The sequence below is a fragment of the Exiguobacterium sp. s43 genome, from assembly GCF_018617255.1.
GTDB lineage: Bacteria > Bacillota > Bacilli > Exiguobacteriales > Exiguobacteriaceae > Exiguobacterium > Exiguobacterium profundum.
Genome location: NZ_JACSJT010000001.1, coordinates 1,047,740 through 1,072,832, shown reverse-complemented (window position 1 = coordinate 1,072,832; position 25,093 = coordinate 1,047,740). Strand labels below are relative to the sequence as shown.

Genomic DNA, 25,093 nt, shown 5'->3' with positions numbered 1-25,093 from the left:
TAATCCCCCTTTTTACTTTTTCTCAAATCCCCGTTTTGCGAGCATTTCGAACATGGTTGGACAGATTGCATACACATTCGCCCCTACGTTCATCCACCACGGCGCATTGATTTCACGTTTTCGCTTACGACTTCCTCTGACAATCGCCTCAGCCAATCGTTTCGGGTCAAGCATGATCCTTTGAACACTTTCAGCATATGTACCACTTTTATCAGCTCGATTAAAGAAAGGCGTTGCAATCGGTCCTGGATTGACCGTCATGACGTGAATGCCACGGGGCTTCAACTCTAGCCTGAGCGCGTTCGAAAACTGTAAAAGTGCCGCCTTTGACCCTGCGTAGACGGCTGACTTAGGTGTCGGTACTTTTGCAGCCTGTGAACAGATGTTGACGATGATACCCTCTCGCTCCATCACGCGGGCGACATCTCGCGATAACAGCATCGGTGCGAGAGCGTTCACACGCATCGTTTCTTCTATCACATCCGTCGACTGATCGGTCACAAAATCAAATTCGGCCATGCCTGCATTGTTGACCCATACGTCAAATTTCCCGAACCGTTCGCTCACATCATGAACGAGAGCGGTTGACTTTGCGACATCCGCGCACATCCAATCCCCTTCACATGTTGCGGCAATCTTTTTTAACCGTTCTTCATTTCTTCCAATCAACAATACGTTGTATCCATATTCATAAAAAGAATGCGCCAATGCGGCACCGAGCCCGCTTGACGCACCAGTAATGACTACTCGTTTCACGACATCACTTCTTTCTTCGTATAAATCCATTTTTGATCATCTCGACGTCTCTCGATGTCGCCACGTTCCTCGAGTAAACTGAGTCGTGCAAACACTTCACTGAAGACGAGCGGCATCCCACGTCGCATCTTTCGTCCATATAACTTCATTGACCAATCAAAAACGCTAAGTCCATCTTCCCATTCGGCAAGCAATTGTTCACTGCGCTCATACCGTTGGCGAATCCGACTCTCGATTAAATCATTCGGATGGTGAATCGGTTCACCGTGTCCACTGACGACGAGCTTTAAATCAATCCCGCGTAATTTTTTAAGCGAATCGATATAGAGAATGACGGGTGATGCAAATCCTTCGTCATCATACGGCTGTTCGATGAGCGGATTTGGTTCGACCTTGTCGATGAGGTGATCTCCGGCAATCAAGACTCCTCCGGGACCAATCAACCCGAGCTGGTCACTGGCGTGTCCAGGTAAATGGATCGTCTGCCACGCCCCATCCGAGGTCAATGCTTGCCCGTCCCCAAACGTCATCGTGACAGTCGTCGGACCAATCCAGCGAAGCGCTTCGCGATAGTCTGGTAATTTTTCCACGAGTGGAGCCGGGGCCCCGAAAGAGACGGCCAATTCATGTAAAAAGTGATTGCCACGCTTCAAAAAGTTTGGGGTTTGCTCTAAGTATCGAACGAGCTTTTCATGCCCGTACACGGGGATGGATGCGTCGCGAAGACGCCATGCTTGTCCGGCATGATCAGCATGATGATGTGTCAAAAATAAAAAGTCGATATCCGCCAACGAGAGTTCAAGCTCTTCAAGTTGACGGTTCAACGAGGTCCACGCCTCTTCTGTGTCTGGTCCACAATCGACCATGAAGAAGCGGTTCATATGTTCAACGATATATACGTTCACGTTCCCGACTTCGAACGGTGTCGGGATATCGAGTCTTGCCAGTTGGCTAGAAATCCAGTCCGCCATGTCATCACCACCCCTTCTTCCTGTCTTTCTCCATTATACCCGTCTGAAAGATGCGTTTTCAATCAAACAAAAAAGAGGGAGATGTCTCTCCCTCATGAATGATTCATATTATAGGTTGATGACCGTCACTTTATCACGTGTCATCGTCTCAAGGCTACGTCCGATTCCTTGAACGCCGAGTCCCGATTGCTTGACACCGATGAATGGGAAGTGGTCTGGACCGCGTTCTGTCCGTCCGTTCACTTGGACCGTACCGACTTCTAACTTATCAGCGACCGTGAAGGCGCTATTGACGTTTTGTGTGAAGACGCTCGCCTGAAGACCAAACTCCGATTCATTCGTGAGTGCGATCATCTCGTCGAGTGATTTCACACGGATGACCGGGAGGACCGGTCCGAACGGTTCTTCCCATGCGACACGCATATCTGTCGTCACATGATCAAGCAATGTCGGGTGAAGCAAGTTTCCTTCACGCTTATTACCGTAAACGACCGTTGCCTTTTTATTGACGGCGTCGTCAATCAAACCCTGTACATAATCCGTCGTCTTCGCATCAACTAAAGGAACGATGAAGCTGTTCTCTTCCGGTGAACCGACTGAAAGTTTTGCGACACGTTCTTTCAACATATCGACGAGCTCATCCGCTTGATTTTCAAGGACGAAGACGCGCTTGATTGCTGTACAACGTTGACCTGAATATGAGAACGCTCCGCTGACAATTTGGTCAGCTGCTAACGTCAAGTCTGCATCCTCTAAAACGAGGGCTGGGTCTTTCCCGCCGAGTTCGAGTACGACCGGTACCATCGACGCTTGTTGTGACAAATGTTGACCCGTACCCGTTCCACCTGTGAACGTGATCATGTCGATCCCTGGGTGTGATGTCAAGTAGTCACCGATGACCGAACCGCGACCTGTCACGAGGTTCAACAGACCTTTTGGAAGACCGGCATCGTGAAGAGCCTCGACCATCTTGATCCCACTGATTGCACCTTGCGTCGCTGGTTTGAAGACTACCGCATTTCCTGTGACGAGCGCCGGCGCAATCTTAGCAGCTGCCAAGTTTACCGGGTAGTTGAACGGTGAAATCGCGAGGATGACACCGAGCGCTTCTTTCTTGATGATGGCCATCTTGTTTTTCGAGCCACCTGGGAATGAATCGCCTTGCATGAAGCCGCCATTGAAGCGAATTCCTTCTTCTGCCGTATAACGAATGATTTCCGCCGTCCGTACGACTTCCTTCTTCGCGTCGTTCAAGTTTTTCCCGACTTCTCGCATGATGATTTGACCAATCTCATCCACGCGTTCTTCGAGTTTTTCTGCCCATGCATACAATAATTCAGCGCGCTTGTTGACCGGAAGCGCCGCCCATTCTTGTTGTGCACGTTTTGCGCCATGGATGGCTTCATCGACTTCATCGCGTGACATCGCTTGAACGCGACCTACGACTTCGTCTTTATATGGTGAAACGAGTTCAATCGTTTCGTTGCTTGAAGATTCCTGCCATTGACCATTCAATAAATATGGATATGTGTTCATACTCATCATCTCTATCTGCCTCCTGAGTAAGCTGTAATATCTCGTTGCCAACCCCATTGTATGCAGATTTTTTTGCATTGGACAACTATAACGATTCAGTTTATGAGATGTAAACGGTTACTATGAAACTTTTTGTGAATTCTGATGAGAGTTGACACTATTTTTACTGTAGATTTATCGATTGGATACCGATAGTAAAGATGAGAGTACGTGAAATAGGAGGGACTACCATTGAGCACTGATCATAATATTTTACTTGAAGCAGGAACGAACGAACTTGAAATCGTCATTTTCCAAGCTGGACCGTTCTTGTTCGGCATCAATGTCATGAAAGTACGTGAAATTATCACGATGCTTCCATTGACGCCACTCCCAGGTACGCCTGAAGCCATCATGGGATTAATCGAGCTGCGCGGTGAAGTCATGACCGTCATCGACCTTCCGATGGTCATCAGCCATCCGCGTGAAGTCGGAAGTGATGATCGTTTGATTGTCTGTGAGTTCAACGGTGAGAAGTCGGTTCTTCGTGTCGACCAGGTAACCGAGATCAAACGCATCTCTTGGGAACAAATTGATACCCCGTCCGATCTCGCACGTGGTGTTCAAGGCATTACAAACGGTGTCGTCAAAACAGGTGACCAGATGATCATCTTGCTCGATTATGAGCGAATCGCGCTCGAGTTGTCACGTAAGGACATCATGGCTCGCGAATCTGTGAAGCGACTCGGCGCTCGTGAGCGCTCGAACAAAAACATTTGGTTAGCTGAAGATTCAGAAATGCTCCGCACATTGATTCTCGACACGTTGGATGACGCGGGGTACTTCAATACGACTGTCTTCAATAACGGGAAAGAGGCACTCGATGCGTTTGAACAAGAAGGTGCCGAGTGTGACCTCCTCATCACCGACATTGAGATGCCACAGATGGATGGACTTCATTTGACGAAGCGTCTTCGTGAGATGGACCAATACGCAACACTTCCAATCATCATCTTCTCGTCACTCATTTCAGATGACTTGAAACATAAAGGGGAAGCCGTCGGTGCGAACGCTCAAATCACGAAACCAGAAATCGGAATGTTGATTGCGACGCTCGATGAATTTGTAGGATAATAAAAAAGTTTGCGACTTCTCCGTCGCAAACTTTTTTATGTGAATTGTTCAAAATGCGTATTCCATTCGGTTAAAAATCGCTTACTATGCGATTCGATGGTTGCCAATGTTTCGGTCGCTCCATCTAGATGTGCATTTTCTCCAGCCACTTCAAGGTCGTGGAAAAGAAGCGCCGTCTGTTCTAGACCAACTGAATAGGAGGCCCCTTTCAATAAATGGGCGAGTTGCTCGACGCGAGAATAATCTTTCGACTCGACTGCCGATTGAAGTTCAGGATACTTCGCCTCGAACTGCTGGATATATGTGGTTGCAATTTTATTTAAGAACTCAATGTTTCCGTTTGCGATTTGGTGAAGCTCTGCTAGTTTTTCTTCATTGAACAGAGCGTCTTCGGGCATTCTAGTCAATATAACCCCTCCTCAATAAACGATATTCCAATCGTTCCCTCTCACTGTAACACGTTTTCGAGAGAAAACAAAAAAACTCCTGCTTTGGATTGCACTCTTCATTTTGGCTACCTATAATAAGATTGAGTTAAGGTAGGAGGAAGATGCATGCTGACGATTTACCGTACTGACGCATCAGGCCATGTGGATGAAATCGAAGACTTTGATAAAGGAAGCTGGATCCAACTCGTGAACCCGACAAAAGATGAGGCCGATCAAGTCATCGAGGCGTCCGGCATTCCAGAAGACTTTGTATATGACCCACTTGATATCGAAGAGAAACCACGTTTTGAAAAAGATGATGAAGGACTTCTCATGATCATCGACGTTCCGTATGTGGAGGAAGATGATACAGGTCGCACGTATAATACGATCCCGCTCGGTATCATCGTGACCGGACGACATTTCATTACCGTCTGCTCGCGAGATCTCGACGTGTTGAATTTGTTCGCTAACGGGAAGGCAAGACTGTTCCGAACAAACTATCGTAGTCGCTTCGTCTTTCAGATTTTACATCGTGTGAGCATGACGTATTTGCGCTTCTTGCGTCAAATCGACCGAAGAATGGACGAACTCGAGCAAGAGTTGCAGCGTTCCATGCGAAACCAAGAGATTTTCCAGTTGATGAACCTTCAAAAATCTCTCGTCTACTTCATGACTTCGTTAAAAGCGAATGATAGCGTCTTGGACCGAATCGTCAAGACACCGAGTTTGGAGAAGCATGAAGAGGACGAAGAACTACTCGAAGACGTTTTTGTCGAACACCGACAAGCGATGGAAATGGCATCGATTTATAACGACATCATCAGCATCAAGATGGAAGCATTCGGATCCATCATTTCGAACAATGTTAACTTCGTCATGAAATTCTTGGCATCCATCACGATTGTCCTCAGCATCCCGACAATGATATCTGGAATTTTTGGGATGAACGTTCAAGTTCCATGGGAAGGACAACCGTTCGGATTCATCATGGCTATCACGATGATGATTGGATTTTCCGGTCTCGCCTTCTATATCCTTTGGCGAAAGCGATATTTCTAGCATAAAAGAGCCTGACGCACATTGCGTCAGGCTCTTTTCATGTGATTTTGACCGTGACGAGACATAGGTCGTCTTCAATTTCAATCTTTGGCACAAGCTGTTCAGCGACGTGACGACTATAGTCAAGACCATATGTGGAAACGTCGTTTTCTAGCCATCGAATCCCATCATCGATATCTTTGCTGTAACACTCCATGAGTCCATCCGTATACATGTGAAGCGTCATATTCGGTGTGATGTCAATCTCTTTGGATTCATAATTCGGTTCCTCGAACATACCGACTGGTACCCCTGTCGTCTCAAGACGAGAGTTTCCTTCTTCTGACGTCACGATGACAGGCGGATGACCCGCATTCACATATTCGATTCGACGTTTTGTCGTGTCGATGTAGCAATAGACCGCCGTGAAGTAGCTGTGCATATCGTCACCCGAGAAGAGGAACGTCATCTGACGGTTCAACTCCGTCATGACGTCTACCGGATATTGCACGTTCCCGACAAGCCCCGGTAGGATTGAACGGATTCCCATCGTGATGAGCGCCGATGAGACCCCATGTCCCATGACATCAAAGATGATGACCCCGTATCGGTCCGGTGCGACCTGAAACCACGCGTACATGTCTCCGGCTAGTTTTTTAGAAGGCAGATAGAGCGCACGAACATCAATCTCTTCATTACTGATTGGTGGCGTAAGCGCACTCTGTTGAATCTTTTGGGCAAGGTCCAAATCATACTGAAGACGGGTCTCATAAATTTTCCGTTCATCAACAGCCGCCTTATAACGGAGGGCAGAACGGATTCGTGCGAGTAATTCTGTTATTTTGATTGGTTTGGTCGTGTAATCTGACGCCTCCGCGTCGAGTCCCTCGGCAATCTGCTTCTCTTCCGTTCGTCCGGAAACCATGATGACCGGCAACTCTTCAAAGTCAGCCATCTGCCGAATCCGTTTGCACGTCTCGATTCCTGAAATTCCAGGCATTTCGACATCCAACAGGACGAGATCATACAGCGATGCGGCTTGTGGGGCCATCAGTAAATCGAGCGCTTCTTCCCCACTCGAGACCGATACCGTCTCATAGTCGTGCTGGTGAAGCAGTTGCTCAAGTACGAGCGTATTGACCGGTTCATCATCCACAATCAAAATCGCCATGACTATCCCTTCCTTCTCTACGTAGTAATCTATATCGTATTGTACCATATCTTTTCACTCGCACACGACATAACCGTCTATTCATTCTAGTTGAAGAACCTGTCCACTGTTTGGCATACTGAAGAGAGAAAGTGAGGGGTTCATATGGCCTGGATATTCGCCGTAAGCGGTTTAATTATTTTACTCGTCCTCATCGCATCCATCGTCGTCATCCAAAAAGGATACGCCTATAAAGACAATAAAGACGACATCGTGCTCGACTATGACGAAATCAATCGTCGCATTGAAGATGACAAGAAGAGAGAAAAGACTGACCAGACAGAAGGGCCGCTCTAATGCGCGACCCTTTTTTATTTGAATTCAAATCGAAGTATACCTTTTTCTAAATACAATGAGGCATTGAATGTCTTGTCTCCCTTTTTGAACGTATGGACGTTCGACTGCCCGCCATTGATCATTTGCTTCAACTCATCTTTGACGAGTCCGACGCCAAGCACTTGTTTGGAGACGGTGAAGCGACATCCTTCCCGATAACCGCTGCACCCGATGAACTTTGGATGTTCGACAAGCCCTTTCCCACAATTCGGACAGACACCAAATGATGCCTTCGGTCGAGTCGTTCCTTTCTTGCCATAACGTTTCGCCTCAATCGTATAGCCCTCTGGATTAGCCGCCTCTACTCGCGATTTCGCTTCTTCGACCAAATGAACGGACATCTTCTTCGCTTGTTCAATGAATTCGGCAGCGGATGCCGATGCTTGACCGATCTCATGGAGTCGCTTCTCCCATTTCGCCGTCATTGCGGGTGATGCCAAAATACTATCTCCGAGGACATCAATCAACAGGCGACCCTTGTCTGTTGGAACAAGCTCTTTTTTCTGAAGTTGGACATAGCCTCGCTTCTTCAATCCATCGATGATGTTGGCACGTGTAGCCTCAGTCCCAAGACCCTCTACTTCTTTCATGATATGAATCAGCTCTTCGTCATCGAGTTGTTTCCCGGCGACTTTCATCGCCATAATGAGCGCGCCCTCCGTATATCGCTTCGGTGGCTCTGTCTGTTTCGACAACACTTCAACTTTCTTCTCTTTTAATTCTTCACCGACCATCATCGCAGGAAGCTCGACATCTTTTGATTTCATCTCAACGACTTGTCGATAGCCAGGACTCACAACGACGGTTCCTTTTGCTCGATACAAGTCGCTTCCATCAATCAAATCAACCGTTGTCTTCTCGAGCATCGCTGCGGGTGCAAAGGCCGCAAGGAAGCGTCGATTGATCAAATCATACAGTTTCGCATCATCCCCACCGAGTCGAGTGATGTCACCACATGCCTCCGTCGGGATGATTGCGTAGTGGTCACTGACTTTCTTGGCATTGACATAGCGTCGATTTTTCGACGGGTCCTCAGTCAAAAGGTCACGAAGTCCGGCATAGGCTTCGGACTTTAGCAGTCTTGCCTTTGTCTGTGGAAATAGCGTTGCCTCATCTGGTGTGACAAATCCCGAATCGGTCCGAGGGTAACTAATCCACCCTTTCGTATATAACTTTTGAGCGATATCAAGTGTCTTTTTCGCTCCGAATCCGAAGCGTTTCCCTGCCTCCGCTTGTAATCCGGATAGACTGAACCAAAATGGCGGTTGCTCAATTTTTTCTTCTTTGTCGATTGTCTTCACAATCGCAGTTCCAGATGCGCGTTTGACGACCGCATCAGCTTCCTCACGCGTTTTGAGCTTTGTTGTCTTTCCAAACGTGTACTTCGCTTTGAACGTGCCTCGACCTTTTGCAAGTGTCGCCTCGACTTCGAAGTATGGTTCTGGCACGAATTGTTTGATTTCTCGTTCGCGATTGACGATTAAGGCAAGAGTCGGGGTTTGCACACGACCGAGCGAGAATACGTCTTCAATCCCAATCGTCTTCAACAACGTCGTATAGGCACGAGACGCATTCATCCCAACGAGCCAGTCCGCACAGGCGCGGCTCATCGCCTCATGGTAGTATGGAATCGTCTGTTCACCTGGCAACAGTTGCGAGAATCCACGATCGACTGCTTGCTCCGTCAAACTCGAGATCCATAGTCGAGCAAGCGGTTTTTTGTTACCTGCGAGTCGGAGGATCAGACGAACGATTGCTTCCCCTTCCCTTTCGGCATCCGATGCGATGATGACATCAGTAATCGAGCGATCATGGAGCCATTTTTTGATGGCATAGAACGGTTTCGATTTCCCTTTTGAAATACGATAATCAAATCGTTCTGGGACAATCGGAAGTGAGTCGTACTTCCACGACTTCCATTCCGGTCGATAGTGCGACGGTTCTTGAAGTTCACAAAGGTGACCGACCGCCCATACAACAATCGCCCCTTCCGGGAAACGGGGACAAGGTGAGATTTCAATCTCGTCTTTTCGCTTTTTTGATGGGTAGGGAGCAGCCAACTTTTGAGCTTGTGATGGCTTTTCCGCAATGATTAGTCTCATAAGAACTCCTTACTTTGCCTCCTACATAATGGCAAGACGTACATGATTAGCTAGCTTCTACTATGTATTTTACTATATCAAGTCAAAGATGGACACATCGAGAGGGGAGCATTTGTTTGCTATTTTTGAATCGTGTCTTGCCTCGTGGCTGTTTTCCGATATTATTAACAGAGAAGTACAACTGTGAAGGAGTGTCGCCATGTCTTATCTCATCTTGTTCGCTGCTGTCTTTTTCTTATCGACGAGTGTCCTCTTCGTCAAATGGACGTCGGCACCTGCCGAGACTGCCGCATTTTACCGTATGCTGTTCACGTGTCTCATGTTGTTACCGTTTGTCGATTTCAAATCACTCATCACCACGCGCCTCATGACTCGCTACGCTCTACTCCTTAGCGGAACGTTACTGGCGTTTCACTTTTGGCTTTGGTTTTTGTCACTCGATTACACGACGGTTGCCAGCTCCACACTATTTGTCACGTCGAGTCCAATTTTTGTGTTGATCGGGAATGCACTCATCTTTAAAAAGAATCCGACTCGAAAAGGACTTGCCTTCGCACTCGTCGCTGTCCTTGGGGGCATGCTCGTTGCTGCGGGGGACATTCAACTCGGCCGTGAGGCCCTCTTCGGAGACCTACTCGCCTTGATTGCCGCCCTATTGATTGCAGGGTATTGGCTCGTTGGACAGCATGTACGAGCTTCGATGAACACGAATACATATTCTTTTAGCGTATATCTCGTTGCGACGGTCGTGCTTTGCTTCATGTTGCTCGTTCGCGGCACGACATTCACTGCCTTTGAATCCATCAACTGGTGGTACTTCCTCGCGCTCGCTTTCTTCCCGACAATCCTCGGGCACAACCTGTTCAACTATGCGCTTGCCCGTGTCAGTGCGACCGTCGTCAGTATTACGATTCTTGGAGAGGCGTTGTGGGGAATGCTGTTTGGATACGCCTTCTTCGGAGAGCGACTTGGACCGTTCCAATGGATCGGAGCCGTCGTCCTCCTCAGTGGGATATACTTGTTCCTAAAAGAAGACGCCCGCTCGACACGAGCGGACGTTTGATTATAAGTTTGTCGCTTTTGGATTTACATCATGTGCTTCTTTATCTTCTTCTGAAGGACGGAACAATAATTTACGGTCCCAGAATGCCAAAGCAACAGCCGTCAAAAATGTCATCGCATCAGCGATTGGGAATGCCAACCATACGCCGAACACTCCGAGGAACGACGGGAGAATAAAGACGAGCGGAATCGTGTAGAGCGTCTGACGTGAAAGGGACAAGAACATAGCGACGCGTGCTTTCCCGAGGGACTGATAGATTCCATTGACGAGCATCTGAACACTCGGAAGGAAGGAAACGGCGAACAAAATGTGAATCGCCGTCACACCGCCAGCAATGAGCGCCTCATCCGTCGAGAACCAGCCCATGAGTGTTTGCGGGAATAGCTGCAGAATCAACCAAATGATGACAGCAATCGCAATCCCGGCCCGCATCGCCGTCCAAATGGTTTCACGCATTCGGTCGAATCGCTCTGCACCGTAGTTATATCCAACGATTGGTTGCATCCCTTGGACGATTCCCATGATTGGCATACCAACGAGCGCCATGAACTTGTTGATAATGGCGAAAATGGCCAATTCTTCGGTCCCACCGTACGTACCGAGCATCACGTTGACACCAACGAATAAAATGGATTGGGACACCATCATGATGAACGAAGACGAACCGATTGCCATGATTTCTTTTATCTCATCGAATCGAATCCGGAACTGACTCCACTTGAAGCGCAGTTCCGTTTTTGGTTTTCGGGCGAAGAAGAAGCGCAGCATCAATACGGAACCGATGACTTGGGCGAGTGCCGTCGAAGTCGCTGCCCCGTACATGCCCCAGTCGAACGTGAAAATGAAGAGCGGGGTCGTCACGAGGTTGACGAGAACAGTCGTCAGCATGACCTTCATTTGATAAGGTGCCTGTCCTTCAGCACGAACCATCGCACTCGAAGCGAGTGTGAACATGAAGAATGGTGAACTGATCAAGACAACTGATAAGTACTGTCGGCTGAGATCCATGATTTCGGTCGTCGCACCGAACACTTTCAAAATTTCATCTAACATAAAGAAAGCAGAACTGACCGCAAGTGCCGCAAACAGACCGACGAGGACAAGTACGTTCAAGAATGTAACGGCTGCACCGGCATCGTCACCGCGTCCAAGCTTCCTCGAACTGATAGACGCCCCACCTAGACCAACGGCACTCGACACGGCCATTAAAATCATCTGAATCGGAAACGCAATCCCGATGGCAGCGACTGCCGATGCACCGATCCCTCGGGCGACAAAAATCGTATCAATGATATTGTAGAGCGCCGTCACGAGCATCCCAATCATCGCCGGAAGCGATAACTTGAAGAGGAGTCTGCCGATGGGCTCAGTCCGTAATTGCTCCGTATTTTGGTTCATTCTTCCATCCCTCCGTCTCTACTTCTTAGGGTAGCAGGATTGAACGGAACGGGCGACTATGTTGGCTCGGTGGATGTGTCAAACGAGCGAACGAGCACGCACACCTTTTCGCTTACGCATAATGTAATCGGTTGCGACCGGCCGATCCACTTTTACACGAATTGTCATCATCGCTTGGTTAGCAGACTCGAGGAGGTGACCGTCCACATCCTCCATCGTATCAATGACTTGTGAAAAACGAACAAATCCGGGTCCGAAAAATTCAACTTCTTCACCGATTGAAAAGTGATTCCGCTGTTCGAGCGTTGCCATACCCGTCACAGGGTCGTATGAGATGACACGAGCCGCAAACGCAAATTGCGGAATCGAACGAGGTTTCCCGAACAATTGCTCTTTTTCAGTCGGGATCCCGTAATAGAACCCGGTCGCGAGTTCACGTTGGGCCGCTTTCCAAATTTCTTCTTCCCATGCAGGGTCGAAGACGAAATGCTCTGGATCTTCACAGTACGCATCAATCACTTGACGATAGACGTTACACACCGTCGCGACGTAATGAATCGATTTCATTCGTCCCTCTATCTTCAAACTATCGACTCCTGCCTCCACCAAGTCAGGAATGTGGCGGACCATCGATAAATCAACTGAACTCATCGAGAACGGCTCTTCGTCACGCGCTTCCATCTCTTCTGTTAGAAGATCACCTTCTTCAAAGAAACCATATTTCCAGCGGCATGATTGGGCACATCCCCCACGGTTGGCATCTCGTAATGTCATGTGATTTGATAACGTGCATCGACCGGAATACGAGATACACATCGCCCCATGCACGAACGTCTCAATTTCGACATCGACTTCCTGTTTCATTTTAATGATTTCATCCATCGATACCTCACGAGCCAAGACGATTCGTTCGAGTCCTTCTTCCTTCCAGAAACGAAGGGTCTCGTAGTTTGTCGCCGAAGCTTGGGTCGACAAATGGACGGGCAACCCTTCTGCTTCCGTAAGACAAGTTTCAATCATCGCTGGATCCGAGACGATGACTGCATCGATTCCGATATCTCGAAGTGTTCGGAAGAAGTCACCTGCCCCCTCGATATCGCCTTCATGCGTCACCATGTTCGCAGCGACGTATACTTTCGCGCCGTACGCATGTGCGAAGGCTACCCCTTCACGCATCTCGTCATAACTGAAATTACCGGCACGTGAACGTAACCCGAACTGCTGTCCGCCGATATAGACCGCATCGGCACCATAATGGATGGCCATCTTTAATTTCTCTAAGTTTCCTGCTGGCGCTAATAATTCTGGACTTCGTTTCATCTTGATCCCTCACTTAATCTCTTCTGGTTTTCGTAACCACAGTCCCGTACCGAGACGGAACGTTTCCGGTTGAAGCTCGTGAAGACGATGTTCCATCTCTACACGATCAAATCGACCGTTCAACAAATTCGTCCGGGCATAAGTAAACAACTGAACGATTTCAACAAACTGGTCCCCGGCGTGCCATCCGTCTAGCTTCCACGTGTGAAGTCCATTTTTGACTAACGTCGGAAGCTGACCCATGAGCGTCAAATCCTCAGAGAAAATATGGGTGCCGTTCTCGTCCTCATAGATGGGATAACGACTGGTCGTATCTGCCGGTTCGCTCATATAAAATTCGCGTTGTTTTGCTTCTTCAACCGGTCTTCCGAGTTCATTAAAGTAATTCGTCACGAGTGGGCGTTTAGAGTGATGAATGCATGTCGGACCATATACTTGCACTTCAACAGGAAGTCCGATTTGCTGCTGGATCAAGACGAGTTCTTCGATTGTCACTTCGCGGGCGACGACCGCTCCAATCGCTTCGCGTTTCCCCCAAAATTGGATCTGTTTGGCGGATGTGACGAGCGTTTGGGCATCATACCAATACGGAATCTTTGCCTGTCGAATCAAGCGAATGGCGCCGGGGTCTCCAGCGGTGACATCATCGACTCCTATCGTTTTCAGCATTTGCAAATAATCTTTTAACTCTTCAATGTGGTCATTGTGCATCAGGTTGTTGACGGCTACCGTCACTTCTTTCCCATACCGATGGGCAAGTTGTGTGACTTCTCTCACAGCATCGATTGTCCAGTCACCTTTTTGTCTCAACCCAAACCTTGAATTTCCGATATATAGTCGGTCCGCGCCGGCTTTGATTAACGCTTCTGCCTGATCAACGCTTTGCGCCGTAGTGACGAGCTGAATCATCATATTTGTTCTACTCCCTACTTTGTGAGTCTAATCACATTTTCTTGCTATACTTTAGCATATGTTTCAATGTGCGAACGGAGCAGGATTTTAACAACTCGTGAAGAATTCAGTAACAATGTATGACTTTTCATCAAAGGAGTGGATCATGTTGTCAAAGACAGCTTTAATCACCGGCGCCTCGATGGGCATCGGTCTAGACTTGGCCGTACTCGCCGCTCGCGACGGCTACGACTGTATTTTAGTATCTCGGAACGAACCACGATTGCATGAACTAAAAAAAGTACTTGAGACACGTTATCGCATCAACGTACATGTCTTTGCTCTAGATTTGGCAAAACATGGCGCAGCAGTCCGATTGACGACGATGATTGCCGAAGCTGGCCTCACTGTCGACTTTTTAATTAACAATGCCGGGTTTGGCACGTCCGGCGCGTTCGCCGACCTTGATGCTGAGACGGAAGCCGACGAGGTCCGATTGAACGTCAATACGTTGACCGAACTGACGAAAGCCTATTTGCCTGGCATGCTCGAACGTGACCACGGATATGTGTTGAACGTTGCATCCGTCGCTGCCTTCCAACCTGGTCCATATATGGCCGTCTATTACGCGACAAAAGCCTATGTCCTCTCATTCACTGAAGCGATTCATGCCGAGGTGAAAGGTAGTGGCGTGCATGTGAGTGTGTTATGCCCTGGCCCGACGGATACGAACTTCTTTAATCGTGCCGGGAGTGAATTGTCATTCTCGAAAATGCCATCTCATCTCGTCGCCTTCTTCGGATACAAAGGGGTGATGAATAACAAGCGTGTGGTCATCCCTGGACTCTCTAATCAGTTATTGGTCGGGGTCGCCAAATTGATGCCACGAGCTCTCAGTCTCGAAGTATTACGTCGCGTCCAAAAACCGGCTGATGGAACACCTGCTGAATCGACTACATGAAAAAGGAGCGACCGCATCGGGTCGCTCCTTTTATGGTTCAGAGTGTAAGCGAGAGACGTTCACAAGCCGGTGTAGAAATACACCTGCCGGAATCATAGTCATCAGCGCTGTAGCGATGACGACTCCCCACGCCATGACGGCATCGAGCGTCAGGTCTCCTGACGTGAGCTGGTCCATGATGCTCAGTTGTTCCACGGAAAGCACAATCATGAGTGCTGGCCACACGCTCGCCGCAAGGATGCTGATCATGGCAAAACGGGCTCTCGTGTAACGTTTTGCCAATAGAATCAGGTTTAACAAGATAAACAATAGTCCTACGAGTAGAAACATGCCGACTTCTGTGAGATTGATATATGCACCCATCCGTCGTTCACCTCACTCAAAATGATATGACTATTGTATGTTTACCCGAGCTGACGAAGGAATATGCGCTCGAACAAGGGACGGATTAAAAAGAGGAAAACGACATTCGATAGCCCATGTGCCAAGTCAAACGGGACGCTGAGTAGAAGTAGCTTCCAAAAATCAGCTCCAATCACTTCGAAGAACGCTAGATTGGTCGTCCATCCATATATAAATCCGGACAAAAAACCAAACAGAAGAAAAAGGATGTTCGACTTCATCCATAACGGTCTAAAACTGCTGACGAGCGTTACGATAAGGAGCCAGCCTAAAAATTGATAGAAGACGAACGGTCCGATCCCGAGCAACAGACCTGACAAGATGGGTACGAAGAGCGCAAGGACCGCCGCAGCATTCAATCCAATACATAGTGCCGTCAGCATCAAAATGGCTGTCGTCGGTTGTACGTTCGGAATCGTCATGAAAAGCCAGCGACCGATGACTGCGAGTGCCAAGAGCTGCACGAGCGGTTGAACCGGGAGATCGGATTTCTCAAATCGATACAGGACCAGGATGGCAATCAGAATGGCGAGGACGTATGTGACCATAGCGTACTCCGTTCTTGAAAGAGTGACCGTTCTCCTTGAAAGACCACGCGACCACTCGCAAGGTAAATCACGTCCGTCGCTTGGTCGACTAACGCCAAATCATGTGTCGCACAAAGCACACGTGCTGATTCGGACTTTTTCAAGAGCGCTTCAAGGAACGCCGTACGTTCCCCATTCGTTAAATCCACCGTCGGTTCATCGAGCAAAAGGACGCTTGCCGAGTCGTTCAGGACGCCTTGTAGTTGAGCGATCCTCCGGTTCGATTCTTGCGGAAACGGACCGTATTCCGTTTCGGCAGGAAGATAAGCAGCTCGCTCCCCCCGCTTCACCCGTCCACGAAGAGGGCGTCTGCTCCTTGCTAAAAGTTCGAGCAACGTCGATTTTCCACTTCCGTTCGTCCCAATACAGACGGTGAGGCCAGGTTCATTCATTTGGACCGTCACTTCTTCAATGGCATAAGTCGCCTGAAGCGGATGACGATAGGATACATCGGTCGCTTCAATTCTTGGTATCGTCTCCGATTGTCGGAAAGTGATTTTCATGTCTTCAGACGATTCTTGCGCCCGTTCCGTATAACCAATCCGAACACCGAGACCGGAAGTACGACGAAGTAGCATCTCTAGATGTTCTCTACGGAATTGATCGAGGTGGCGGAACGGTTCGATAAGTACAATTGCTTCGGGCTGATCTAATAGAGCATAAGCGACTTGTACAATCTGTTGCTCACCGCTTGAACAGGCGTCAAACGCTTTTGGATACAGGGCATCAATTTGTAAGAGTGAGGCGAGTTCCGCCCCCCGAAGCGAATCAACACGGGATAATAAATGACCAACTTTTCCTGAGAATGGTTGATTCATTCTGATGACTCGAGGACGATACCGCTCGATATATGCCTCGAGCGACCCGTCAACGGTAGAAAGCCATTGCATCACGAACACCTCCTTTTGTGACGTATGGATAGATGAGCCATGGGATGATGGTCCACTCGAGTGATACGTAGCCAATCAAGCCAATCATAAAGAGTTGGAGAACATCCTCTAATCGGAAGCGACGCATCGGCTCGACCGCAAATCGTGGCTCATGCCTTTGGCTATTAATGCCAATCTCGATTGCTTCTTGCCACGCTTTTTTAGGGTGACTTCTGAGCGACTGACGTACCGCTCGTTCCATCGAAGGAATAAGTGCCCACGCCCCATACAAGAGGGAAGTTGAACGGGGCCATTTATAGAGAAGTGGGAGCAAGCGTTCCAATCGAACAATCCGAGAAATCCACAGCATGCCAAGTAAGAAAGTAGCCAACTTCAATAGCTGACGCCATATGTAAGTGAGCGATAACTCCCATCCGAACAATGCAGGGAAGACCGAGACGACAGCAAACGCAATCAATACGATGAGCATCGTCCATGGAAACCGACGTTCAAGCATGAGCAAAAGGACAAGGCCGATGACAAATACTGTGACATCATGGATATACGTCAAAATGAATAGATGACTAAATAGAAAGAAAAGGAGCGTGACAGGATGTCGCCGCTCCCAATCTGCCTCATTCGAAGAAAGCAATCGCATCTTCTTCAAACCGCCACTGAATGACATCCGTCGATTCTACTTCTTTAGCACCGGCCCCTTCATCTCCGGGCGCGCCATTAAAAGCAAATACCCAGCCTGACGATTGTCCTTCTGATTTTTCTTCGATGCCTTCGATTGCCGTCACGTACGACATGTCTCCGCTTCCTGTCACTTCGAGGTCAAGCCCTGTCGCTTTCAATGCGTCGAGCACGGTCGCATCCTCTTCCAAACAGACGCTCTTCTCTTGATAGAGCGTCTCTTCCGTCGCCGCATTGTATACGGAAATGGTCGGACTTACATCGCACGCCTCTTGTTGGGCTTCTTCTCCGCCACATCCGACAAGAAGTGCGGTCGTTAATAGGGAAATACTCAAATACGGTTTGATCATTCTGTCAAATCCTCTCGTTGATGTATCGAATAATTATATAGTATCGCAAAACGTTCGCCTGAACTTCGTCCTTCCCGTGTCAGTCCGACGAGTTGGATGCTGTTTGCGAGGACTGGTTCGCGCTGGAGCCAGAACTTGACCAGTTCATTGTCCCGATTAATCATGAGCATCGATTCGTTTTCGAACGTGTACATGTCATACAGCCCATCATAGGAAAGTTGTAACACTGGGGCAGAAACGACGTCAGTATACTCATCCCATGAAGGACCTCGTAACGTCGACAGCATGTGGTCGAATTCGACAAGCTTTTCAAAAAAGGCCTGTCCAGATTCTTTACGCAGTTCATCGACTTGTTCATACGAAAGTTGTCCTGAGCCATATGTCACACGGATCTGTTGGAAGGATTCGGCTCGCTCCACCATGAGTAAATACTCAATGGATTGAACGTTCCCTTCCCGGTCGATCTGTAATTTCCCGCGATCTAATTTAATCGATTCACTATTGATTCGTTGTAACAATTTTTCGGTCATGTCATCAAACGATTCATCCGTGACCGAGACGGCACCGATTTGTTGCGACTCGGAACGAAAGCCGGACTGGTCGAACAACGGGACAAAAAGCAAGACGAGAAAAAAGAAGAACCCTAACAGTGCTCCATACCATTTATACCGGCTGTTCTGTTTCGGAAAGAACAAAAATGACAACAGAAAGCCAATCGGAATGTGAAACCCGCCGATAGGAAAAGACACGATTCCAAGTAGGGAATAAAATAAGAACTTTGGAAAGAAGTTCGCTTCCGGCTCTTTCAATTGATTTAATCGAATCCCTAATAGAACGCTAATCACTAAAAAGGCTGCCCATACATAGAGTTGAATGGTCACATCAATCCCCCACTGTATATTCTAAAAAGTCCGTCGCAACGAGACTCGATGGAAATTCCGACACGACTTCTTGAACAAATTCTTCCTCTCGCCCGACATAGCGCGCTGAGATGTGTGTCACAATCAGCTTGCCGACGGCACACGCATTCGCTAGCGCGGTCGCTTCACGTGTCGTCGAGTGACCATACTTCCGAGCGAGCGCTTGTTCCGCCTCCATAAACGTTGCCTCGTGAACGAGGAGGTCCGCTCCATCCGCCAACTTCCGCGCGTTCTCACAAGGGATTGTATCTCCTAAAATCGCTACGATTTTTCCCGGAATCGGTTCAGTGACGTATTCTTTAGAGTCATACCATTTTCCTTCAAATTCAAATCGGTCTGATTCTTTGATGGTTCGATAAATCGGTCCACTTGGAATACCGAGTTCTCTTACAAGATTGACGCGTAGCATGCCCGGTTTTTCTGGACCATCGATTCGGAAACCGAATGAAGGGAACCGATGCTCTAATTTTCGCACAGTGACGAGATGGTCGTCTTGTATGAATGTGTCCCCGTCCGAGTACTCGATCACGGTCAGCTCGTATCCTAGATGTGAGCCTGTGACACGCAAAGTAGCTTCAAGCCATTTTTTCAATCCTTTTGGCCCATAGACGGTCAAGGGGGCGGTTCCATCGAGTGCCGAACGAGTCGATAAGAATCCGGGCAATCCGAAGACATGGTCACCATGAAGATGCGTCACCCATACCGCTGTCACTTTTCTCGGTTTGATTTTCGTATAGAGCATTTGGTGTTGCGTGCCCTCGCCACAATCAATCAGCCAGGTCACGTTCGATAAATCGAGAGCTAGCCCCGATACGTTGCGCTGTTTCGAAGGCATCCCCGACCCAGTTCCTAAAAACTGTAACTTCATAAATATTTAATTCCTTTCTTCAAGCCGTTCCATGCTATACTTGACGTAATCGCTGAAAAGGATGTGATTTGTGATGACCAAGGCAGAACAACCCGAATCGATTTATGAGACGATTCGAGAACGCGCAGCTTTGATGAATCGCTTGCACCAACAGGAACAAGGCACCTCTATCCGCATTCACGACATAGCGATCGAACTTCATTGCACAGACGAGTTGATTTTAGAATCACTGGAGTTCGCAGCATAACGAGTACGAACACATACGAAGAGCCGACGAATGGTCGGCTCTTTTTTATTGCTTAGGTGATGCGACTTCTTCGACGATCGTCACGACATACTCGACGAGTTTGTATAACTCTTCAAGTGGCATGCGTTCGTTCGTCGTATGAATCTCTTCATAGCCGACCGCCAAGTTGACTGTCGGGATTCCTCCACCGGCGATGACGTTCGCATCCGAACCGCCTCCTGAGTGTAAGATTCGAGTCGGACGTCCGATTGTCTGAGCCGCACGTTTCGCCACCTCAACGACTTCGTCCCCTTCCTCAAACTTGAATCCAGGATACATGATGTCGATGTCCACTTCGGCACGACCACCGAACGACTCAGCGACCTCGATGTAGGCTTGTTTCATCGTTTCTGCCTGTTTCTCCATCTTCTCATGGATGAGCGAACGGGCCTCAGCAAGAACTTCGACATAGTCACACACGATGTTTGTCGCGCGACCCCCTTCGAAACGTCCGATGTTGGCTGTCGTCTCTTCATCGATACGACCGAGCGGCATCTTCGCGATCGCTTTCGCTGCGATTTGAATCGCCGAGATTCCTTTTTCCGGTGCGACACCAGCATGAGCCGTCTTCCCATAAATCTTCGCGTTCACTTTTGCTTGTGTCGGAGCGGCGACAATGATGTCTCCAACTGGTCCATCCGAATCAAGGGCAAAACCGAACTTTGCATCGATTTTCGATAAATCCAATACTTTCGCACCGACGAGACCTGATTCTTCCCCGACCGTGATCACGAACTGGATTTGACCGTGTGGAATTTGCTTTTCTTTCAATACTCGCACGAGTTCGATCATCGCCGTGAGGCCCGTCTTGTCGTCTGCCCCGAGAATCGTCGTACCATCCGTGACGACATATCCGTCTTTGATGCTCGTCTTGATTCCTTTACCTGGAGTGACCGTATCCATGTGAGCCGTAAAGTAAATCGGATCAACATTTTCTTTCGTTGCAGGCAACGTGATGATCAAGTTGTTACCAGAGTGTGCCGTCTTCGTTGATGCGTCGTCCTCATAGACGTCGCAGCCAAGCTCTGTGAATACACCTTTCAAATGTTCACAGATGACCGCTTCTTCCTTCGTTTCTGAATCGATGCCGACCAATCCTAAAAATGTGTCGAGCACGCGTGTCTCGTTTACCATAAACAACATCCCTCCATCCAAACATTTCTTGACCATTATATCAAACTCCCCTGGATTGCACGAATCTTTTCCATTCTGTACAATGATGGCAAACACGTATATGGAGGCAGACCATGAAGAAAAAACAGAAAAGACGACAACGCATCATTCAAATCGGCGTCGTCGTCATCGTCTCAATCTTTTTAATCAGCACGTTTCTCTCGAGCATGACCATGTTCTTTTAAGAGCAAGATGTATCGCTCTTTCAAGATCAAGTAAATTTTTACATCAGATAAAATATTCAATAAGGATGAGCGTACCTCGAATTCCTCACGCGTCGTGGGGAGAGGTACGTTTTTTCGATAATGCTCAATCATCTCTTCAAGCTCCTGTAGAAAGACGGAGGCATCGGCCTGCTCGTTCACATGATCCCCGACTCGACGTAAGAACGTCGCGACCGGTTTCGCTTCATTGACGACCATCGTGATTTCTCTGGCGTTATCCGCGACTCGTTTGAGAATATCATACTGTCGTTCACGCATTCGGAAGTATAGATAGTCCATGTCTTCATTCCGCTTTCCGATTGAGTTCCCCATACGGCGAAGAGCCAAATCTTTCCCCTCTTTCAGATAGTCCCGCGTCTTGATGAGCATCATCGAGTGATTGTTATAGACGCCCGTCTCGACACATGCCGCCACGTCATAATACAGAACAGCAAGCGAACGGTCGATATTCTCTTTAATCCGTTCAATCTCACGGTCAAGCGTCGGCATATACATGTTGACGACGAGCCCGACACCGACACCGATTGCAATGAGCAATAGCTCATTGATAAATAACTCGAGTGAAAACTGTGCTTCGGTGTAGAGGTGGGTCAAGATGACGACACTCGTAATGAGCCCGTCTTGCAGTTTCAATTGTTGTACGAGTGGAATGAAAATGACAAAATAAAGTGTGAGCGTCACCGGTGAATAGCCGAGTAGCGTGAACATCGCCGCACCCATTCCGATGGCGAGAAGACTTGCCATGACTCGTTCATAGGAGGCGCGAATCGATTTTTTACGCGTCTCTTGAATACTTAAAATGGCGATAATGGCTGCAAATACAAAATAATCGAGATGAATTGTTTCGGAAATGAGCATCGCGATACCTGCTGCGACCGCGGTCTTTAACGTCCGCGTTCCAATTTTCATACTAATTTCCCCCTTCTCCATCAAATTGTTGACTAAATCAACTCGTTTGGCAATTCAAAAGTTTGGAAGTGATTTGATTGAAACGAAAGAAAAGACTTAAGGTTTGGCCGATGATTGCGACACTTAGTCTCGCCATCACAGCCTTTTTATGGATTCAATCTTCCCGTGAAGACACCTATACCGTCGAAACGGTGACGAATGGCGACCGTGTCACGAGGTCGTTCGAATCTCTCGCAGAAGCAAAACGATACATGACGGCCGGTAAGAACCGGACATTGTTCTCCCCCTCTGGAGAAGTACTCGATTTTACAGGTACCGGAGTCGTCGTCACTCCGAGTGATGCTATCACAAACTTATATAAAGATGCATCATTTAAAACACGACAATCCTATGTCGCTGGTGGCACGAGACTTCAACTAATTGAACGAGGAGACGATCATCTTAAAGTACGTATCTCCGGGGCGGATGTGTATGTCAAACCGGATCAAATGGCGTTATTTCCTGAAGCAGTTGTGAAGAGACGTGGATTTTACGAGATTCGAGAAGGTGACGTCTACCATTCGGTGGAAGCGAACGCCAATCTCGCCGGTACGTTTCTTGTAGGTCCGACAGAAAAAAACTCGGATGACCGTTTTTACACAGAACGTGTCCAAGACGTCTTCGATTCTCCTTATCAATTTGCATCGATTCGCACGTCGTCCCCATATTCGGCTGACGAGTTTGATCAATATTTAATATCCATCGATTCACCACTCGCTGGGGAAGGCAAGTCTTTTAAACGGGCAGAAGATACGTATAACATCAATGCCTTATTCCTGCTGGCGGTTGCCGGGCATGAATCCCGATTTGGAACGTCCGATATCGCTCGAGACAAGCGGAACCTATTTGGGTTCCGCGCGACAGATGACGACCCGAGCGGGAATGCGACATCCTTTAAAACAATTGACGCCAGCGTACAAGCTGCTGCTGAATTGTTTGCGACTAAATATGTCACAGGGCCATACGCTCGTGGCGATTATCCCGGGAACAAGCAGGAAGGCATCAATATCTTCTATGCATCCGATCCATACTGGGGCGAGAAAGTTGCTGGTACAATGTACACGATTGACCGTGAACTCGGTTTGAAGTACTTGAAAAAAATTCAATGAAAAGCAGCCCGGCTCATACGAGTCGGGCTGCTTGACGTCTGTATACGTTTCAGGACAAAGGAATGATTCAATATGAATCAACATCTTATTGAAGGATTTTCACATCACAAGACGAATAGTATAAATGAACGACCATTCATTTTTGAGGGGGAATTAAGATGAAAACGATTTGGATTACCGGGGGATCGTCCGGCATGGGGAAAGCGATGGCATTAAAATTTAAACAGGAAGGATGGAACGTCGCTATCAGCGGTCGAAACGAGGAACGACTACTAGAAGCGATGAACGATTTGAATTCAATCGATGCAGGTCAGGCGATGAGTGTGCAACATGACGTTCGTGACTATGAAGGATGCGCGAAAGCACTGGCTGACATCGTATCCGCTTATGGACCTGTACACGCACTCGTCAACAATGCTGCCGGAAATTTTGTGTGTCCGACTCTTGATTTATCTCCTAATGGTTGGGCAAGTGTCATCGACATCGTCTTGAACGGGACATTCAACTGCACCCATGTTCTCGGGAAACATTGGGAAGCAGATGAAATCCGTGGCGGCTCCATCATCAACATGGTCGCTTCCTATGCGTGGCAGGCAGGTCCTGGTGTCGCACCGAGTGCGGCAGCGAAAGCAGGGGTCTTGAACTTGACGCGAACACTCGCGGTTGAATGGGGCTATCAATTCGGCGCGCGGGTCAATGCCATCAGTCCTGGACCGATTGAACGGACAGGCGGCGCTGAAAAGCTCGTATCCCACGTGAAGGAAGTAGAGCGTATTCGCCGTAACGTCCCACTTGGACGTTTTGGGACACCGGAAGAGATCGCGGACCTCGCTTACTGGATGGCATCAGACGACATGCGCTATTTAAACGGGGATTGCATCTCTCTTGACGGTGGTCATTGGTTGAACAAGCATCCATTCTAATCAAAAGGACGACCGAATATACTCGGTCGTCCTTTTATATGTCCACCCCATCCCATTCTTCATGAAACTGTTCTAGGAACTGCTGCATGAAAGCATGACGTGACATCGCTAGTTGTTTTGCTTTTGCGGTATGCATCATCGACGCCAGCTTCAACAGCTTGTCATGAAAATGTTGAATGGCACTCTCTTCCGACAAATCAAGCGGAGTTTTGCGAGAACCCGCGAACTGGAACGTTCGCGCAATCCCGATGGCCCCCATCGCATCAAGACGGTCAGCGTCTTGCAAGATTTCGCTTTCCCGGGTCGTTGGGGTCTTGCCTTTTGAGAAGGAGACCTCATCAATCACCGCCATCACCAAGTCCACTTGCTCTTCAGTGATGTCAATTGAGGACAGATGCTGTTTGACGAGCCCTTTTGGACGACCGAGCTTATGGTCTTCGACATCATGTAAATAAGCGGCTAGCAGAAGTCCCGTTCGATCGACCGGTTCATTTTCCATCAAGCGCTCTACGAGTCGAACGACCCGCTCGATGTGGGCAATATCATGACCCGTCTGATCATTTGCATGAATTGTTTCGACGAACTTTCTCGTCGCTTGTATCACGTCCACAC

General features: G+C 48.3%; 27 protein-coding genes. 8 read left to right on the top strand and 19 right to left on the bottom strand.

The window, feature by feature from the left end; all coding sequences use genetic code 11:
* Positions 1-12 precede the first annotated feature (12 nt).
* From KNO79_RS05505 to KNO79_RS05495, 3 genes are all read right to left on the bottom strand, one after another.
* Entirely contained in the window at positions 13-756 is a 744-nt protein-coding gene (locus tag KNO79_RS05505) for an SDR family NAD(P)-dependent oxidoreductase (protein ID WP_214690791.1), read from the bottom strand.
* Entirely contained in the window at positions 753-1,727 is a 975-nt protein-coding gene (locus KNO79_RS05500) for an MBL fold metallo-hydrolase (protein WP_031423403.1), read from the bottom strand. Before KNO79_RS05500 ends, KNO79_RS05505 begins: the two co-directional genes overlap by 4 nt.
* 108 nt (positions 1,728-1,835) lie before the next feature.
* On the bottom strand, positions 1,836-3,272 hold the full coding sequence (locus KNO79_RS05495) for an NADP-dependent glyceraldehyde-3-phosphate dehydrogenase (RefSeq protein ID WP_214690790.1): 1,437 nt from the start codon (positions 3,270-3,272) through the stop codon (positions 1,836-1,838).
* 222 nt (positions 3,273-3,494) lie between these two features.
* Between KNO79_RS05495 and KNO79_RS05490 the strand changes: the two genes are divergently transcribed.
* Positions 3,495-4,376, top strand: a complete 882-nt coding sequence (locus KNO79_RS05490; RefSeq protein WP_074036778.1) for a chemotaxis protein CheV — start codon at positions 3,495-3,497, stop codon at positions 4,374-4,376.
* A gap of 35 nt (positions 4,377-4,411) precedes the next feature.
* Here the strand turns inward: KNO79_RS05490 and KNO79_RS05485 are convergent, their stop codons facing one another.
* Positions 4,412-4,774: an Hpt domain-containing protein gene (locus KNO79_RS05485; protein ID WP_230872919.1), complete on the bottom strand. Its 363-nt coding sequence runs from the start codon at positions 4,772-4,774 to the stop codon at positions 4,412-4,414.
* 156 nt (positions 4,775-4,930) lie between these two features.
* Between KNO79_RS05485 and KNO79_RS05480 the strand changes: the two genes are divergently transcribed.
* Positions 4,931-5,866 (top strand): magnesium transporter CorA family protein, encoded by a 936-nt coding sequence (locus KNO79_RS05480; protein WP_012726524.1) that lies wholly within the window; start codon positions 4,931-4,933, stop codon positions 5,864-5,866.
* A gap of 37 nt (positions 5,867-5,903) precedes the next feature.
* Here the strand turns inward: KNO79_RS05480 and KNO79_RS05475 are convergent, their stop codons facing one another.
* Positions 5,904-7,016, bottom strand: coding sequence for a PP2C family protein-serine/threonine phosphatase (locus KNO79_RS05475; RefSeq protein WP_214690789.1), 1,113 nt, complete (start codon positions 7,014-7,016; stop codon positions 5,904-5,906).
* Positions 7,017-7,160: 144 nt separating this feature from the next.
* Here KNO79_RS05475 and ytzI point away from each other — a divergent pair, with 144 nt between their 5' ends.
* Complete coding sequence (ytzI, locus tag KNO79_RS05470; RefSeq protein WP_074036770.1) at positions 7,161-7,352, top strand: YtzI protein; 192 nt, start codon at positions 7,161-7,163, stop codon at positions 7,350-7,352.
* Positions 7,353-7,366: 14 nt separating this feature from the next.
* On the opposite strand, the gene KNO79_RS05465 is transcribed toward ytzI, so the two are convergent.
* On the bottom strand, positions 7,367-9,493 hold the full coding sequence (locus KNO79_RS05465) for a DNA topoisomerase III (protein ID WP_214690788.1): 2,127 nt from the start codon (positions 9,491-9,493) through the stop codon (positions 7,367-7,369).
* Positions 9,494-9,692: 199 nt separating this feature from the next.
* Here KNO79_RS05465 and KNO79_RS05460 point away from each other — a divergent pair, with 199 nt between their 5' ends.
* Complete coding sequence (locus KNO79_RS05460; RefSeq protein ID WP_074036766.1) at positions 9,693-10,556, top strand: DMT family transporter; 864 nt, start codon at positions 9,693-9,695, stop codon at positions 10,554-10,556.
* On the opposite strand, the gene KNO79_RS05455 is transcribed toward KNO79_RS05460, so the two are convergent.
* From KNO79_RS05455 to KNO79_RS05445, 3 genes are all read right to left on the bottom strand, one after another.
* A complete protein-coding gene (locus KNO79_RS05455; protein WP_074036764.1) occupies positions 10,557-11,954 on the bottom strand; it encodes an MATE family efflux transporter in 1,398 nt (465 codons plus the stop codon). It lies immediately after the preceding gene.
* A gap of 78 nt (positions 11,955-12,032) precedes the next feature.
* Positions 12,033-13,274, bottom strand: coding sequence for a peptidase U32 family protein (locus tag KNO79_RS05450; protein ID WP_214690787.1), 1,242 nt, complete (start codon positions 13,272-13,274; stop codon positions 12,033-12,035).
* A gap of 9 nt (positions 13,275-13,283) precedes the next feature.
* The gene (locus tag KNO79_RS05445) at positions 13,284-14,180 is read right to left on the bottom strand and encodes a peptidase U32 family protein (RefSeq protein WP_308162732.1); all 897 of its coding nucleotides are present in this window, start codon (positions 14,178-14,180) and stop codon (positions 13,284-13,286) included.
* 151 nt (positions 14,181-14,331) lie between these two features.
* Here KNO79_RS05445 and KNO79_RS05440 point away from each other — a divergent pair, with 151 nt between their 5' ends.
* Positions 14,332-15,126: an SDR family NAD(P)-dependent oxidoreductase gene (locus KNO79_RS05440; protein WP_159562440.1), complete on the top strand. Its 795-nt coding sequence runs from the start codon at positions 14,332-14,334 to the stop codon at positions 15,124-15,126.
* Positions 15,127-15,156: 30 nt separating this feature from the next.
* On the opposite strand, the gene KNO79_RS05435 is transcribed toward KNO79_RS05440, so the two are convergent.
* The 7 genes from KNO79_RS05435 to rnz are packed head-to-tail and all read right to left on the bottom strand — an operon-like array spanning position 15,157 to position 19,818.
* Positions 15,157-15,489, bottom strand: a complete 333-nt coding sequence (locus tag KNO79_RS05435; RefSeq protein WP_196430840.1) for a hypothetical protein — start codon at positions 15,487-15,489, stop codon at positions 15,157-15,159.
* Between the two features lie 41 nt (positions 15,490-15,530).
* Positions 15,531-16,076: a hypothetical protein gene (locus KNO79_RS05430; protein WP_159562442.1), complete on the bottom strand. Its 546-nt coding sequence runs from the start codon at positions 16,074-16,076 to the stop codon at positions 15,531-15,533.
* Positions 16,049-17,005, bottom strand: coding sequence for an ATP-binding cassette domain-containing protein (locus tag KNO79_RS05425; RefSeq protein WP_214690785.1), 957 nt, complete (start codon positions 17,003-17,005; stop codon positions 16,049-16,051). Before KNO79_RS05425 ends, KNO79_RS05430 begins: the two co-directional genes overlap by 28 nt.
* The gene (locus KNO79_RS05420; protein WP_251125245.1) at positions 16,983-17,669 is read right to left on the bottom strand and encodes a hypothetical protein; all 687 of its coding nucleotides are present in this window, start codon (positions 17,667-17,669) and stop codon (positions 16,983-16,985) included. The genes KNO79_RS05425 and KNO79_RS05420 overlap by 23 nt, the downstream gene beginning before the upstream one ends.
* Positions 17,620-18,030 (bottom strand): DUF4430 domain-containing protein, encoded by a 411-nt coding sequence (locus tag KNO79_RS05415; RefSeq protein ID WP_031423381.1) that lies wholly within the window; start codon positions 18,028-18,030, stop codon positions 17,620-17,622. Before KNO79_RS05415 ends, KNO79_RS05420 begins: the two co-directional genes overlap by 50 nt.
* Positions 18,027-18,911, bottom strand: coding sequence for a hypothetical protein (locus tag KNO79_RS05410; protein ID WP_012726538.1), 885 nt, complete (start codon positions 18,909-18,911; stop codon positions 18,027-18,029). Before KNO79_RS05410 ends, KNO79_RS05415 begins: the two co-directional genes overlap by 4 nt.
* Before the next feature lies 1 nt (position 18,912).
* Positions 18,913-19,818 carry a ribonuclease Z gene (gene rnz, locus KNO79_RS05405; protein WP_214690784.1) on the bottom strand — a complete coding sequence of 302 codons (906 nt, stop codon included), beginning with the start codon at positions 19,816-19,818 and terminating at the stop codon, positions 18,913-18,915.
* Between the two features lie 73 nt (positions 19,819-19,891).
* Between rnz and KNO79_RS05400 the strand changes: the two genes are divergently transcribed.
* Positions 19,892-20,065: a hypothetical protein gene (locus tag KNO79_RS05400; RefSeq protein ID WP_012726540.1), complete on the top strand. Its 174-nt coding sequence runs from the start codon at positions 19,892-19,894 to the stop codon at positions 20,063-20,065.
* Between the two features lie 45 nt (positions 20,066-20,110).
* Here the strand turns inward: KNO79_RS05400 and KNO79_RS05395 are convergent, their stop codons facing one another.
* Both KNO79_RS05395 and KNO79_RS05390 read right to left on the bottom strand, forming a co-directional pair.
* Entirely contained in the window at positions 20,111-21,238 is a 1,128-nt protein-coding gene (locus tag KNO79_RS05395; RefSeq protein WP_012726541.1) for a M20/M25/M40 family metallo-hydrolase, read from the bottom strand.
* 182 nt (positions 21,239-21,420) lie between these two features.
* Entirely contained in the window at positions 21,421-22,410 is a 990-nt protein-coding gene (locus KNO79_RS05390; RefSeq protein ID WP_214690783.1) for an aromatic acid exporter family protein, read from the bottom strand.
* 77 nt (positions 22,411-22,487) lie between these two features.
* Here KNO79_RS05390 and KNO79_RS05385 point away from each other — a divergent pair, with 77 nt between their 5' ends.
* Both KNO79_RS05385 and fadH read left to right on the top strand, forming a co-directional pair.
* On the top strand, positions 22,488-23,558 hold the full coding sequence (locus KNO79_RS05385) for an N-acetylglucosaminidase (RefSeq protein WP_251125246.1): 1,071 nt from the start codon (positions 22,488-22,490) through the stop codon (positions 23,556-23,558).
* 158 nt (positions 23,559-23,716) lie between these two features.
* Positions 23,717-24,481 (top strand): 2,4-dienoyl-CoA reductase, encoded by a 765-nt coding sequence (gene fadH, locus KNO79_RS05380; RefSeq protein WP_214690782.1) that lies wholly within the window; start codon positions 23,717-23,719, stop codon positions 24,479-24,481.
* A gap of 34 nt (positions 24,482-24,515) precedes the next feature.
* On the opposite strand, the gene KNO79_RS05375 is transcribed toward fadH, so the two are convergent.
* Positions 24,516-25,091, bottom strand: a complete 576-nt coding sequence (locus KNO79_RS05375) for an HD domain-containing protein (protein WP_214690781.1) — start codon at positions 25,089-25,091, stop codon at positions 24,516-24,518.
* Positions 25,092-25,093 lie beyond the last annotated feature (2 nt).

What these genes read in the sequence shown, in the direction of transcription:
- KNO79_RS05415 (WP_031423381.1), bottom strand. Translation starts at nt 18,030, where the DNA reads ATGATCAAACCGTATTTGAGTATTTCCCTATTAACGACCGCACTTCTT.
- KNO79_RS05480 (WP_012726524.1), top strand. Translation starts at nt 4,931, where the DNA reads ATGCTGACGATTTACCGTACTGACGCATCAGGCCATGTGGATGAAATC.
- KNO79_RS05400 (WP_012726540.1), top strand. Translation starts at nt 19,892, where the DNA reads ATGACCAAGGCAGAACAACCCGAATCGATTTATGAGACGATTCGAGAA.
- KNO79_RS05460 (WP_074036766.1), top strand. Translation starts at nt 9,693, where the DNA reads ATGTCTTATCTCATCTTGTTCGCTGCTGTCTTTTTCTTATCGACGAGT.
- fadH (WP_214690782.1), top strand. Translation starts at nt 23,717, where the DNA reads ATGAAAACGATTTGGATTACCGGGGGATCGTCCGGCATGGGGAAAGCG.
- KNO79_RS05450 (WP_214690787.1), bottom strand. Translation starts at nt 13,274, where the DNA reads ATGAAACGAAGTCCAGAATTATTAGCGCCAGCAGGAAACTTAGAGAAA.
- KNO79_RS05495 (WP_214690790.1), bottom strand. Translation starts at nt 3,272, where the DNA reads ATGATGAGTATGAACACATATCCATATTTATTGAATGGTCAATGGCAG.
- KNO79_RS05425 (WP_214690785.1), bottom strand. Translation starts at nt 17,005, where the DNA reads ATGCAATGGCTTTCTACCGTTGACGGGTCGCTCGAGGCATATATCGAG.
- KNO79_RS05430 (WP_159562442.1), bottom strand. Translation starts at nt 16,076, where the DNA reads ATGGTCACATACGTCCTCGCCATTCTGATTGCCATCCTGGTCCTGTAT.
- KNO79_RS05465 (WP_214690788.1), bottom strand. Translation starts at nt 9,493, where the DNA reads ATGAGACTAATCATTGCGGAAAAGCCATCACAAGCTCAAAAGTTGGCT.
- KNO79_RS05435 (WP_196430840.1), bottom strand. Translation starts at nt 15,489, where the DNA reads ATGGGTGCATATATCAATCTCACAGAAGTCGGCATGTTTCTACTCGTA.
- ytzI (WP_074036770.1), top strand. Translation starts at nt 7,161, where the DNA reads ATGGCCTGGATATTCGCCGTAAGCGGTTTAATTATTTTACTCGTCCTC.
- KNO79_RS05390 (WP_214690783.1), bottom strand. Translation starts at nt 22,410, where the DNA reads ATGAAAATTGGAACGCGGACGTTAAAGACCGCGGTCGCAGCAGGTATC.
- KNO79_RS05500 (WP_031423403.1), bottom strand. Translation starts at nt 1,727, where the DNA reads ATGGCGGACTGGATTTCTAGCCAACTGGCAAGACTCGATATCCCGACA.
- KNO79_RS05455 (WP_074036764.1), bottom strand. Translation starts at nt 11,954, where the DNA reads ATGAACCAAAATACGGAGCAATTACGGACTGAGCCCATCGGCAGACTC.
- rnz (WP_214690784.1), bottom strand. Translation starts at nt 19,818, where the DNA reads ATGAAGTTACAGTTTTTAGGAACTGGGTCGGGGATGCCTTCGAAACAG.
- KNO79_RS05420 (WP_251125245.1), bottom strand. Translation starts at nt 17,669, where the DNA reads ATGTCATTCAGTGGCGGTTTGAAGAAGATGCGATTGCTTTCTTCGAAT.
- KNO79_RS05395 (WP_012726541.1), bottom strand. Translation starts at nt 21,238, where the DNA reads ATGGTAAACGAGACACGCGTGCTCGACACATTTTTAGGATTGGTCGGC.
- KNO79_RS05475 (WP_214690789.1), bottom strand. Translation starts at nt 7,016, where the DNA reads ATGGCGATTTTGATTGTGGATGATGAACCGGTCAATACGCTCGTACTT.
- KNO79_RS05485 (WP_230872919.1), bottom strand. Translation starts at nt 4,774, where the DNA reads ATGCCCGAAGACGCTCTGTTCAATGAAGAAAAACTAGCAGAGCTTCAC.
- KNO79_RS05440 (WP_159562440.1), top strand. Translation starts at nt 14,332, where the DNA reads ATGTTGTCAAAGACAGCTTTAATCACCGGCGCCTCGATGGGCATCGGT.